Here is a 12,521-nt window from a genome sequence, read left to right as displayed (position 1 = left end):
CTTCCTAGTACGCGAACGACAGTGGCGCGACGTCGTCGCTGTCGGGTGGGGTGGGTGGTGTCGGTTCAGCGTCGTGTTCGAGTGGCCCCTCGAGCGTGTAGCGGCGCAGCAGCCAGAACCAGATGACGGCCAGCAGCGCGTAGAGCGTGGTGAAGGTGATCAGCGAGATCCAGACCGTGCCCGCACTGTGGTCCGACACGCCCTGCCGGATCGTGAGATGCAGGTTCGGGTCGCCGGTCGGGTTGTTGGCGACCACCCAGGGTTGGCGGCCCATCTCGGTGAAGACCCACCCGGCGCTGTTGGCCAGGAACGGCATGGGCAGCGTCACCAGTGCGAAGATGCTCAGCCACCGCTGCGTCGGGATTCGGCCCTTGCGCGTCAACCACAGGGTGGTGAGCGCGAAAAGCCCTGGGAAGGCCAGCAATCCGATCATCATGCGGAACGACCAGTAGGTGACGAACAGATTGGGCCGGTAGTCACCCGGGCCGTACTTGGCGACGTATTCCTTCTGCAGGTCCTGCACGCCCTCCAACCGGACGCCCTCGAACTTGCTCTCGGCCAGGAAGGGCAGCACGTACGGCACCTCGATGACGTGCGTGACGCTGTCGCAGTTGTTGTGGGTACCGATGGTCAGCACCGAGAAGTCGGGGTCGGTTTCGGTGTGGCACAACGATTCTGCCGACGCCATCTTCATGGGCTGCTGGACGAACATCAGCTTGCCCTGGAAGTCCCCGGTGAGCCCGAGCGAGGCCGCGGCAACCAGCGCGACGGAACAGCCCAGCATGGCGGCCGGGCGGAACATGGTGCGCGATTCTTCGGTGTTGCCGCCGCGCACCATCCACCAGGCACTGATCGCCGCGACGAAGGTCGAAGCCGTCAGGATCGCGCCGCCGACCGTGTGCGTGAACGCCGCGATGCCCGTGTTGTTGGTCAACAGCTCCCAGATGCTGGTGAGCTCGGCCCGGCCGGTCTCCGGATTGTAGTGCGCGCCAACGGGATGCTGCATGAACGAGTTGGCCGAGATGATGAAGAACGCCGACGCGTTCACCCCGAACGCGACGATCCAGATACACGCCAGGTGCACCAGCCGGGGCAGTTTGGTCCAGCCGAAGATCCACAGGCCGAGGAAGGTGGATTCGAAGAAGAACGCGGCCAGGCCCTCCAGGGCCAGGGGTGCGCCGAACACGTCACCGACGAATCGTGAGTACTCACTCCAGTTCATCCCGAACTGGAATTCCTGCACGATGCCCGTGGCCACGCCGAGGGCGAAGTTGATCAGGAACAGCTTGCCGAAGAACTTGGTGAGCCGGTACCAGGCCGGGTTGCCGGTCACCACCCAGATGGTCTGCATGACGGCCAACAGCGGCGCGAGGCCGATGGTCAGCGGGACCAGGATGAAGTGGTAGACGGTGGTGATCCCGAACTGCCACCTCGATACGTCCAGTGCGTCCATTGAGCCTGCCCCGAGCCGGAGGGATTGATCTACGACTTACTGTAGTAGTTCATGCGGGCGGCGGTCTAGACCTGCCGAACAGGCAATTGTGTGGCCAGGCGCACACGTGCGCCCGGCCACACAGCACATTTCGGTCAGCGGCCTCAGGCGTTGGTCGTCGCCTCGTTGATGGCCTTGTCAACAGCCTTGGCGCCCTTGCGGATTCCGAACGCGGTGATCACTTCGGCGACACCGGTGACCACCAGCCAGATGCCCGTCACCAGTGCCAGCGTGCCGATCGACTCGATCGGCGAACCCAGCACGACGAAGCCCGCGATCAGGCTGATGATGCCGAGGAAGATGTTCCAGCCGCGGGCGGGAAGTGTGGGGTCGCTGATCGCCGACACGGTGGTGGCCACCCCGCGGAAGATGAAGCCGATGCCGATCCAGATGGCCAACAGCAGTACGGCATCGCCGATATGACGGAACGCCAGCACGGCGAGTACCAGGGATGCCGCGCCGCTGATGAAGGCCAGCACCCGGCCACCGGCCGTGATGTGCAGGCTGAAGGCGAACACCACCTGGCCGATGCCGCTGATGAGCAGGTAGGCGCCGAACGCGATGGCGGCCACCAGGATGGTGATGCCGGGCCAGGCCAACACGGCCGCACCCAGTGCCACGGCGAGCAGGCCCGAGATGAGGGCGGATTTCCACAGGTGCTGCAACAGACTTGGCGGAGTTTGCGTGGTCATTGACGCAGTCTCACATATTTGACGCGGGCTGCGCAGAGTTCGGACGACCCTGTTTTTCACGGTGGACAACCGTCGATTGGCACGCTTGATGACCACAGTGCCGATAAGGTGCTCCCAAGTCATGGCAGGTGTGGTCGGTACAGAGTGAAGCAGTAGGGAAGAGGCAACGTGTCAGGTGTCAGTCAGACCCGTCGGGGCACAGCATGGCGCATTGCGGTGGTGGTGGCTGCCAGTAGCGCATTGGCGCTGTCGGGCTGCACGAAGAACACCGAGTCCACGTCGCCCGCGTCGAGTTCGTCGGCCGCTCCCGCCGCCAAGGTCGAGTCGATCGCCAACACCGTGCCGGAGGCCATCAAGTCCAGCGGCAAGCTGATCGTCGGCGTGAACATTCCGTACGCGCCCAACGAGTACAAGGATTCGAGCACCGGGAAGATCGTCGGATTCGACGTCGACCTGATGAACGCCATCGCCCAGACGCTCGGCCTGACGGTCGACTACCGGGAGGAATCGGACTTCTCCAAGATCATCCCGGCGATCCAGGCCGGCACCTACAACGTCGGGATGTCGTCGTTCACCGACAGCAAGCAGCGTGAGCAGCAGGTCGACTTCGTCACCTACTTCTCGGCCGGCAGCCTGTGGGCGCAGCGCGCGGGTGGCCAGATCGACCCGAACAACGCCTGCGGCAAGAAGGTCGCGGTCGAGTCGACCACGGTGCAGGACACCGAGGAACTGCCCGCCAAGTCCAAGACGTGCACCGACGCCGGCAAGCCGCCCATCGACGTGGTGAAGTTCGACAACCAGGACCAGGCCGCCAATGCGGTCGTCGTCGGCCAGGCTGACGCCATGTCGGCTGATTCGCCGGTGACGCTGTGGGCGATCAAGCAGACGGGCGGCAAGCTGGTGCAGGCGGGCGAGGTCTTCAACTCGTCGCCGTACGGCTGGCCGGTCAAGAAGGGGTCCCCGTTGGCCCAGTCGCTGTTGCAGGCGCTGCAGCACCTGATCGACAACGGCACCTACAAGCAGATCGCGACCAGCTGGGGCGTCCAGGCCGGGATGATCGACAAGCCGGTCGTCAACGGCGCCACCAGCTGACGTGACGAGTGCTGAGTCGGCGGCTGCCCCGCACGGGCCTGCTGCCATCGACGCAGTGCCGCTACGACACCCGTGGCGGTGGGTGGGGGCCGTCGCGATCCTCGTCATCGTCGGCCTGTTCGTCTACGGTGCCGCCACCAACGAGGCCTACGGGTGGGACACCTACCTCAAGTACCTGCTCGACGAGCGGGTGGCCGAGGCGGCCTGGAATACCTTGCAGCTCACCATCTATGCGATGACGATCGGCTTGGTGCTCGGCGTCATCCTGGCCGTGATGCGGCTGTCGCCCAACCCGGTGTTCCGGGCGGTCGCGTGGGGCTATCTGTGGATTTTCCGCGGTACTCCGGTGTACGTGCAGCTGGTGTTCTGGGGCCTGTTCCCGTCGATCTACCAGAACATCCAGATCGGGGTGCCGTTCGGCCCGTCGCTGTTCCACATCCAGCTGCAGGGTCTGTCGCTGGCGTTCGAGATGGCGTTCATCGGACTGGGCCTCAACGAAGCCGCCTACATGGCCGAAATCATCCGTGCCGGAATCATTTCCGTCCCGGAGGGGCAGACGGAGGCGTCGGTCGCCCTCGGCATGTCGTGGTGGATGACCATGCGACGCACCGTCCTGCCGCAGGCGATGCGGGTGATCGTGCCGCCCACCGGCAACGAGTTGATCAGCATGCTCAAGACCACCTCGCTGGTTACCGCCGTGCCGTACACCCTCGAGCTCTACACGCGTACCCGCGACATCTCGGCGGTGCTCTTCCAGCCCATCCCGCTGCTGCTGGTAGCCGCCACCTGGTACCTGGTCATCACCAGCGTGCTGATGGTCGGGCAGTTCTACCTGGAGCGGTACTTCTCGCGGGGGGCGTCGCGGAAGCTGACGACCAAACAGCTTGAGGCCCTTGCCCGGGCGCAGCTGGGAGACCACGGGGGCGTGCCCGCATGACCACCAGCGAGGAGCCGAAGGCGGATCGCGCATCGACCCTGATGGTGCGCGCCGAGCAGGTGTGCAAGAGCTTTGGTGCCTTGGAGGTACTCAAGGGCGTCTCCCTGGAAGTCGAGCGTGGCCAGGTTCTCGTGCTCGTCGGTCCCTCCGGTTCCGGCAAGTCGACGTTCCTGCGGTGTATCAATCACCTGGAGCAGGTCAGCGCCGGACGGCTGTACGTCGACGAGCAGCTGGTCGGGTACCGCGAACGGGGCGGCAAGCTGCACGAACTCCCGCCCAGGGAAGCCGCCCGCCAGCGCCGCGACGTCGGCATGGTGTTCCAGCATTTCAATCTGTTCCCGCACCGGACGGCGCTGGAGAACATCATCGAGGCACCGGTCCATGTCAAGGGCGTCAAGCGCGCTGCGGCGCTGAGCCGCGCGCGGGAACTGCTCGACCAGGTCGGGCTGTCCAGCAAGGCCGACGCGTATCCGGCCCAGTTGTCCGGAGGCCAACAGCAGCGGGTCGCGATCGCCCGTGCGCTGGCGATGGAGCCCAAACTGATGCTGTTCGACGAGCCGACCTCGGCCCTGGACCCGGAGCTGGTCGGGGACGTGCTCGCGGTCATGAAGAAACTGGCCCAGCTGGGCATGACGATGGTGGTGGTCACCCACGAGATGGGCTTCGCGCGCGAGGTCGCCGACGAGCTGGTGTTCATGGACGCCGGCGTGGTGGTCGAGCGCGGCGCCCCGCGTGAGGTGATGGCCAACCCGAAACATGAACGCACGAAGGCCTTCCTGTCCAAAGTGATGTAGTGGCCGTGCCCCTCGCTTCTGAGCCGGACCCCGCCGCCCCGCTGTGGCGGGCCGCGCAGGGCTTCCGGCTGCTCAGCTGCCTGTACGCCTTGGGTTTTCAGCTCGCCGTGAATGACGATCTGCGGCACCCGGCCGTCACGTGGGCGCTGTTCGGGGTCCTCATGGCGTGGAGCCTGGCGTGTGCGGTGGCCTATCTGCGGGGCTTCGGCAGGCGGACGGGCTGGGTGCTGGCCGAGGTGCTGGTGGTGGTGCTGCTGGTTTTGTCGACCGATCTGGTGGCGTCCCCGGCGTGGATCGCCGGCAACCAGTCGTGGCCGACGACCTTGTGGGCCACCAACGCGACGTTGTCGGCGGCGATCCAGCTGGGGCCGGTGGCGGGCATGGGCGTCGGCCTGCTAGTGACGGCGGCGGGTGCGGTGCTGAAGGGCTACTTCGACCCCAATCTGGGGCGGCAGGCGACGCTCGTCATCGAGTTGGCGGTGGGACTCGCGGTCGGGATGGCCGCCCAGACCGCCCGCCGGGCCCACGCGGAGCTGCAGCGCGCGATCCGATTGGCGGCGGCGACCGCCGAGCGTGAGCGGCTGTCCCGGCAGGTGCACGACGGGGCCATTCAGGTACTGGCGCTGGTGGCCCGCAAGGGTCGGGAAATCGGTGGTGAGACAACGGAACTCGCGCAGCTGGCCGGTGAGCAGGAACGGGCGCTGCGCCGGCTGGTCAGTTCCGGCCTGGACGAGGCGACGGGTGGTCTGGTCGACGTCGGAGAGATGCTCCGGGCTCGCGCCGGGGACCGTGTCGCGGTGAGCGTGCCGCCGGACCCGGTGCTGCTCGATGCGGCCGTGGCGGGCGAGCTCGATGCCGCGGTGGCCAACGTGCTCGGCAACACGGCCGCGCACGCGGGTCCGGAGGCCCGGGCTTTCGTCCTCGTCGAAGACCTGGGGGAGCAGGTGGTGGTGAGTATCCGCGACGATGGGGTGGGCATTGCCGACGGACGGTTGGCGCAGGCGGCGGCGGAGGGGCACATGGGCGTGACGAAATCCATTGTGGGACGGCTGGAATCGCTCGGCGGTGCCGCCGAGCTGACGACGTCGCCGGGGGCCGGCACCGAGTGGGAGCTGACCGTGCCCAGAACGGAGGGCACCGATGCCTGAGCCGCAACCGTCCGAGCTGACGGTCATGGTGGTCGACGACCACCCGATCTGGCGCGACGCAGTCGCCCGCGATCTCGAGGACTCGGGTTTCACCGTGGTGGCCACCGCTGACGGGGTCGGGGCCGCGGGACGTCGGGCCGCGGTGGTCAAGCCCCAGGTGGTGGTGATGGACATGCGCCTGTCCGACGGCAGCGGGGTCGAGGCGACCACCCAGGTGCTGGCGGTGTCACCGGCCAGCCGGGTACTGGTGCTGTCGGCTTCCGACGAGCGCGACGACGTGCTGGAGGCGGTGAAGGCCGGCGCCACCGGATATCTGGTGAAGAGCGCCTCCAAGGCCGAGCTGGCCGACGCGGTCCGTGCGACGGGCGAGGGGCGTGCGGTGTTCACCCCAGGGCTCGCCGGCCTGGTGCTGGGGGAGCACCGACGCATGGCCAAGGCGCCGGGCGCGGACCCGGCAGCAGGCCTGACGGAACGGGAGACCGAGATTCTCCGCTACGTGGCAAAGGGCTTGACCGCCAAGCAGATTGCCGAACGTCTGACCCTGAGTCACCGCACAGTCGAGAACCACGTGCAAGCGACGTTCCGCAAGCTGCAGGTGGCCAATCGGGTCGAAGCGGCGCGTTACGCCATCGAGCACGGGCTGGACTGAGCGCCGTCGGCCCGCGAGGCGCCGGCCGCGGACAGTCGCCCGGTCAGGTACCAGGTGTGCATCAGACCCTTGCCCTTGACGTCGATCTCGCCGCGTTCCTCGAATGCGTAGGCATGCTGGAGGCGTTCATACACGTTGTGCGGCACCTGGATTCGCCCGGCGACGTCGGTGCTCTCCATCCGTGACGCGACGTTGACCGCGTCGCCCCAGACGTCGTAGAAGAACTTGCGAGAACCCACGACACCGGCCACCACCGGGCCGGCGGCGAGGCCGATGCGGACCGGGACGGGGCGCCCCTTCGCGTCGGTCAGTTCGCGCACCGCGTCGTTGAAGTCCAGAGCCAGACAGGCCAGCGCCTCGAGGTGATCGGCGCGCCCGTGCGGTATCCCGCTGACCACCATGTAGGAGTCACCGCTGGTCTTGACCTTCTCCAGGCCGTGCCGGTCGACCAATGCGTCCAGATCGGTGTACAGCGTGTCCAGGAACTGGACCAGATCGGCAGGGGCGGTGTCGCTGGCACGCTGGGTGTACCCGGCGATATCGGCGAAAAGGATTGAGGCGTCGTCGAATTTGTCGGCGATCACGGTATGCGCTGGATCCTTGAGTCGTTGCGCGATGGACTCCGGCAGGATGTTCGCCAACAGCGACTCGGACCGCAGATACTCCGCTTGGATGGCGCGCTGGGCGATGGCGTTCTCGCGCAGGACGGACCAGACGGTCGCCATCACGATCAGGCAGGCGGACACCGCCGTGATGACGAACGACACCCGGCTTTCCAACTCGGTCTGCGCCCCGGTGTGCGCCGGGATAGTGAATTCCAGGATGGTCGCGGTGACGATGCCGACCGCAGCGACGACGGCCGCAAAGGCCAGATGCTCGAGTCCCACGATCAGCAGGGCGATCGCGCCGGCCACAGCGAAATACAGCAGGATGCCGGAGCCGGTGCCGATGTTGATGCACACGACGGTGACCGTGGTGTAGGCGATGAGCACGAAGGCCGCGGGCGCGACCAGTTCGCCGAACCGGTAGAGCTTGGGCACGATCAGGAACAGCGCCGCGCTGACCAGGTTGACCGTGCCGATCCACATCGCGTACGGGCCCGTGGACAAGGCCTGGAATGCGAAAAAGACGCTGAGCATCGCGCCGAGGCGGCTGGTGCGGGTCAGGATTCGGCGACTGCGGGCGACCGTCGGGCTCAGGATGTCGGCGTCAGGGTGAAGGCACTCGCGGACAGTCGCGGTCGGCACACACACCGAGCGGCGCACAGCAGCGACCAGGTCGGCGTTCGGAGTCGCGGCGCCACCGGCGAGGCGAGCGTCGTCCATGATCGCCATGGATTCAAGGGTAGACGTGCAGGGCCGGATTTGGTGCTCGCCTGCGGATACTCCGCTGACGGCGAAATAGCGGGCCGCCGCGGTATCCATAATGGCCAGTTGCTCTGGCCATTTAGGACGGCTCGCTGAGCGGGATCTTGGTTGGTGCTGAGCGTCCCTTCGCCGCAACTGAAAAATAGGTACGACACCGATCAATATCAAAATTGCCAAATATTCGACGAATGCGTCGAATGGTGGTCGCGGTCGTCGCTGAGTGCAAATGAGCTGGGAAAACGTGGCCACAATCCTTGCTCATGGCGAATTGGCAAAGTGATATTGATTAGCTGATTGTGAACATACCAGAGGTATTTAGCCTGGCTCTATATTTGCTTAACGCGCATGATTTGATTATTTCAATCTAATTTCGTATTTGGACACATTAAGTTGTTGTCGGCGCAGTAAATTAACTGCCTACGCGTCATCGATCAGTGGCGATGACCAGGTGGAAAGGGGGCTGCGGTGAACCGTCTGGTCCGAGCTCTGATGTTGAGAGTCGTTGTCGTATTCATGCCGTTGGCCGTCCTGTGCGCGTACAGCCACGTGACGCCGACGCAGCCCCGGTCGGTGGCAATCGACGTCATACCCACCGCGGAGATCGATCCGGAGGCGTCGAGCGTCGGCATCGCCGACTCGAGCCTCTACGGGCTGTCGCCGGCGGACATCGACAAGACCTTGGACCAGCTGCAGTCGATCGGTGTGCAGAACATCCGGGTCTTCGTGCCGTGGGCGTTGATCAAGATGACAGGTCCCAATGATCTGCCGAACGACGCCAACTGGCAGCTGATGAACAACGTGATGGACGCCGCTCGCGCCCACAACATGGGTGTGCTGGCTGTCGTCAGTCACACGCCGCTGTGGGCAGCGCCCAGTGGCACCATCCCCGGTGCGGGTGCGCCCGATCCGGCCGTCTACGCCGACTTCGTGAAGCAGGTGGCCACCCGGTACGGCGACGTGATCTCCGCGTACGAAGTCTGGAACGAGCCCAACAGCTTCACCTTCTTCCAGCCGATGGATCCCGTCAAATACACCGCCATCTTGAAGGCCGTCTACACCACGCTGAAGGGCGGCGACGGGACCGTGGGTGCGGACCCCACGTCCACGGTCATCGCGGGCGCGCTGGCTCCGCTGCAAGACTTCTTCGGGGCTACCGCGTCTCCGCAGACCTTCCTCGCCGCGATGTATGCCGCTGGCGCCAAAGGCTTTTTCGACGCCATCTCGGTTCACCCCTACGAGTTCAACCAGGTGTTGAAGTTTTCCCAGGGCGGTGCCTTGAACCCGTTCTCGGCGCTGTACCAGGTGCAGCAGATGCGAGCGATCATGGTGCAGAACGGTGACGGCCAAAAGCTGATCTGGGCCACCGAATACGGCTTCCAGACTGTGCTCGACCAACTCGGCGTCGTCGATCCGACCAGCAACCAGAAGCAGGCCGATTTCATCCAGGACTTCATCACCACCTGGCGGGCACTGACCTACACCGGCCCGTTGTTCATCTACACCACCCGCGATGGTGTGCCCGGCACGGACACCGGCTACGGCATCTTCCAGGCCGACTGGACGGCCAAGCTGGCCGTGAAGGTGATCTCTGACGCGATCGGTCTGCCGCCCGTCATCGTCTCGCCGATCGTGGCACTGGCGGAGTTGATCCAGAAGGCGTTGGCTCAGTTCCAGAAGGCATTCACGTCGTTCACCGCTTCGTTGCAGACCGCGTTCGCCAACGCCGTCAAGGCGTTCCAGAGTCTGATCTCGGGAATCTTCAAACCAGCTGCGGCGCAAGCGAATGCCACCGCAAGTCTGGCGCCTGCGGCAGCCTCGGTCAGTGCGGATACCGTCGCGGCCGCGAACCTGGCCGCCAAGGAGCTGAAGTCTCAGGTGGGCGGTTCGAAAGACACTGCCGAGCATGCCAAGGCCGGCGACAAGTCGGAATCCGGCGACGTGAAGGTGGTCGACGCCGCCGAGCACGAAGCCGCCGGGGCCGTCGACCCGAAGGCTGTGGAGACCAAGACCGAGGACACCAAGGCCGAGACGCCGAAGGCCGAGGAGCCCAAGACTGAGACCCCCAAGGTCGACGACACGAAGGCCGAGGCGCCGAAGACCGATACGCCGAAGACCGATACGCCGAAGACCGAGACGCCGAAGACCGAGACGCCGAAGACTGAGACCCCCAAGGTCGACGACACGAAGGCCGAGACCCCGGCGGTGGAGACCCCGAAGGCCGAGACCCCGAAGGCCGAGACCCCGAAGTCGGAAACGTCGCAGACTGATTCGTCCGGTTCGGACACGCCCAAGTCGGGCACCACGCCGTCGCCGGCGAACGAGTCCAAGACCCAGACCAAAGATGGTGCGACGCAGGACAAGTCGGACAGCGGCAAAGCGGGTACCAAGGGCAAGACGGGCAAGAAGCCCGGCAAGGCCAAGAAGCAGACCCCGGCCGCGGCGAGCGAACCGGCAAAGCCGGCCGGCCGGGCCAACGCTGATGGCGGTGGCAAGGACTCGTCGACGGGCAGCAAGGCACACCAGCACCAGGGCTCATAGTCCGGGTCTGGGCGAGGCCTCCCCGGCGTCTCAGACGCCGGGGAGGCGCTCACACCGAATAGATCGGGGCGCCGATCCCGGACATGGTCGCCCGCAGCCGGTGCGCGATATCCCGGTCCAGCGCAACGAGATTCGCGGCGAGGTGCCGGATGTCGGCGGTGTGGTCGTCGGCGATCGACTCGCGCGACTCGCGTTCCCTGGCCACGAACCGGTACCTGACCTCGGTCACCGACAGGTCGTCGGCGACCGCGAACTCGTTGGTGCGTGCTTCGTCAATTGCGCCCAGCGCCAGTCGTTTGACATCAGAGAGCGACGCCGCGCCGGTCTGGGCGATATTGGCGGCGGTCCGCAGCGCGTCGGCCGACCCGCGGACCTTGACCAGATCACGCCAGGCGACGTCCTGTGCGTTCTCCGCGGCGCTGCCTTCCCACGTGGTGCCGCCTGGCCGCAGGGTGCCTTGCCAGACGTCGTGGAATGAGTTCTCCCACAGGTCGGCGGTCTTGGTCCATTGCGCCGCAGCGTCGACCAGGTGCTGAACATCCCAATCGGTGATCTGTGCCAGTGTCGGCAGTTCGAGTTCGGCCATCAAGGCTATTCCGCCAATGCTGCCGAGGCGGAGCGGTCGGAGTCGGTGTAGGCACGTCCGGCGGCGGTCAGTGAGGACGCGACGGACCAGATGCGTTCGGCATGCGCGGCGGATGCGGCATCAACGCGGGTCTGGATTTCGGCGACGACATCGGCGGTGGACTGGCCGGCAGGCAGCGGCGCACCGCTGATCGTGTGCGCCGACAGAGCTTGGGCATGCTGCTCCAGTTGACCGGCAACGGCGAACAGCCCATCCGCAGTGACTCGCAGTGCCCCCATGCGTGCAGTTTAGCGGCGAGTTTTGGTGCCCTCGGTGAGATTCGAACTCACACTGCACGGGTTTTGAATCCGTTTCCTCTGCCAGTTGGGATACGAGGGCGTTTCGGCGGTGCGGTGTACCACCATAGTGGATGTGATTCTGGCGGCCGCGCCGCGCCCCGAGGTCGCCTTGCCGGGCTCCGCACGCGACAATGTGGGGATGACCGGGCCAACAACTGATGACGTCGCACCACGCCGTGTTCTCGTGGCCGAGGATGAGGCGCTCATCCGGCTGGACCTGGCGGAGATGCTCCGCGAGGAGGGCTACGAGATCGTCGGCGAGGCCGGCGACGGCCAGGAGGCGGTCGAGCTCGCCGAGAAGCTGAAGCCCGACCTGGTGATCATGGACGTGAAGATGCCGCGCCGCGACGGCATCGACGCGGCCTCCGAGATCGCCGCCAAGCGCATCGCGCCCATCGTGATCCTGACTGCGTTTTCGCAGCGTGAGCTGGTCGAACGGGCCCGTGACGCGGGTGCCATGGCCTACCTGGTCAAGCCGTTCTCCATCACGGACCTGGTGCCGGCCATCGAGGTCGCGGTCAGCCGCTTCGGTGAGGTGAGGGCCTTGGAGAAGGAAGTCCTCTCGCTGTCGGACCGGCTGGAGACCCGCAAGCTCGTCGAGCGCGCCAAAGGCATTCTGCAGACCAAGCAGGGCATGTCCGAACCCGAGGCGTTCAAGTGGATTCAGCGGGCGGCGATGGACCGTCGTACCACGATGAAGCGGGTGGCCGAGGTCGTCGTCGAGACGCTGGATCCGCCGGTCGCGGAAGCGACAGAGGCGTCAGCCGACTGAGTCGCGGAGCCGGGTCTCGTTAACTCTGTGTTTCGGGCCGCAGCATTTACACAGGTCCGCTCGACACAAGGTTGGCGAGCATCGCTCAACAGCGCGTATCGCCGCGTCGTGTTGGT

General features: G+C 65.7%; 12 protein-coding genes and 1 tRNA gene. 7 read left to right on the top strand and 6 right to left on the bottom strand.

Annotated elements, in window-relative coordinates; genetic code table 11:
• Positions 1 to 4 precede the first annotated feature (4 nt).
• Entirely contained in the window at positions 5 to 1,453 is a 1,449-nt protein-coding gene (locus tag AC1U2B_RS06460) for a cytochrome ubiquinol oxidase subunit I (protein ID WP_480216134.1), read from the bottom strand.
• 143 nt (positions 1,454 to 1,596) lie between these two features.
• The gene (locus tag AC1U2B_RS06455) at positions 1,597 to 2,184 is read right to left on the bottom strand and encodes an HdeD family acid-resistance protein (protein ID WP_418001471.1); all 588 of its coding nucleotides are present in this window, start codon (positions 2,182 to 2,184) and stop codon (positions 1,597 to 1,599) included.
• Between the two features lie 168 nt (positions 2,185 to 2,352).
• Between AC1U2B_RS06455 and AC1U2B_RS06450 the strand changes: the two genes are divergently transcribed.
• Genes AC1U2B_RS06450 through AC1U2B_RS06430 form a run of 5 tightly spaced genes read left to right on the top strand, consistent with a single transcriptional unit; the run spans position 2,353 to position 6,804 of the window.
• Positions 2,353 to 3,276 (top strand): ABC transporter substrate-binding protein, encoded by a 924-nt coding sequence (locus AC1U2B_RS06450; protein ID WP_480216133.1) that lies wholly within the window; start codon positions 2,353 to 2,355, stop codon positions 3,274 to 3,276.
• Position 3,277: 1 nt separating this feature from the next.
• Positions 3,278 to 4,213 carry an amino acid ABC transporter permease gene (locus AC1U2B_RS06445; protein ID WP_480216132.1) on the top strand — a complete coding sequence of 312 codons (936 nt, stop codon included), beginning with the start codon at positions 3,278 to 3,280 and terminating at the stop codon, positions 4,211 to 4,213.
• Between the two features lie 41 nt (positions 4,214 to 4,254).
• A complete protein-coding gene (locus AC1U2B_RS06440; protein WP_480216587.1) occupies positions 4,255 to 5,007 on the top strand; it encodes an amino acid ABC transporter ATP-binding protein in 753 nt (250 codons plus the stop codon).
• Positions 5,007 to 6,155 (top strand): MacS family sensor histidine kinase, encoded by a 1,149-nt coding sequence (gene macS / locus AC1U2B_RS06435; protein WP_480216131.1) that lies wholly within the window; start codon positions 5,007 to 5,009, stop codon positions 6,153 to 6,155. The genes AC1U2B_RS06440 and macS overlap by 1 nt, the downstream gene beginning before the upstream one ends.
• Complete coding sequence (locus AC1U2B_RS06430; RefSeq protein ID WP_480216130.1) at positions 6,148 to 6,804, top strand: response regulator; 657 nt, start codon at positions 6,148 to 6,150, stop codon at positions 6,802 to 6,804. Before macS ends, AC1U2B_RS06430 begins: the two co-directional genes overlap by 8 nt.
• Here the strand turns inward: AC1U2B_RS06430 and AC1U2B_RS06425 are convergent.
• Positions 6,777 to 8,138 (bottom strand): adenylate/guanylate cyclase domain-containing protein, encoded by a 1,362-nt coding sequence (locus AC1U2B_RS06425; RefSeq protein ID WP_480216129.1) that lies wholly within the window; start codon positions 8,136 to 8,138, stop codon positions 6,777 to 6,779. The genes AC1U2B_RS06430 and AC1U2B_RS06425 overlap by 28 nt on opposite strands.
• Before the next feature lie 522 nt (positions 8,139 to 8,660).
• Here AC1U2B_RS06425 and AC1U2B_RS06420 point away from each other — a divergent pair.
• Positions 8,661 to 10,709, top strand: a complete 2,049-nt coding sequence (locus AC1U2B_RS06420) for a cellulase family glycosylhydrolase (protein WP_480216128.1) — start codon at positions 8,661 to 8,663, stop codon at positions 10,707 to 10,709.
• 49 nt (positions 10,710 to 10,758) lie between these two features.
• Here AC1U2B_RS06420 and AC1U2B_RS06415 read toward each other — a convergent pair whose 3' ends face one another.
• From AC1U2B_RS06415 to AC1U2B_RS06405, 3 genes are all read right to left on the bottom strand, one after another.
• The gene (locus AC1U2B_RS06415) at positions 10,759 to 11,295 is read right to left on the bottom strand and encodes a hypothetical protein (protein WP_480216127.1); all 537 of its coding nucleotides are present in this window, start codon (positions 11,293 to 11,295) and stop codon (positions 10,759 to 10,761) included.
• Positions 11,296 to 11,300: 5 nt separating this feature from the next.
• A complete protein-coding gene (locus tag AC1U2B_RS06410; protein WP_480216126.1) occupies positions 11,301 to 11,573 on the bottom strand; it encodes a hypothetical protein in 273 nt (90 codons plus the stop codon).
• Between the two features lie 23 nt (positions 11,574 to 11,596).
• Positions 11,597 to 11,673 (bottom strand) — tRNA-Leu (locus tag AC1U2B_RS06405).
• Between the two features lie 99 nt (positions 11,674 to 11,772).
• Here AC1U2B_RS06405 and AC1U2B_RS06400 point away from each other — a divergent pair.
• Positions 11,773 to 12,405: a two-component system response regulator PdtaR gene (locus AC1U2B_RS06400; RefSeq protein WP_043398554.1), complete on the top strand. Its 633-nt coding sequence runs from the start codon at positions 11,773 to 11,775 to the stop codon at positions 12,403 to 12,405.
• Positions 12,406 to 12,521 lie beyond the last annotated feature (116 nt).

The organism is Mycolicibacterium sp. P4_G11 (assembly GCF_056555145.1).
This window is presented reverse-complemented; position numbering and strand designations above follow the sequence as displayed.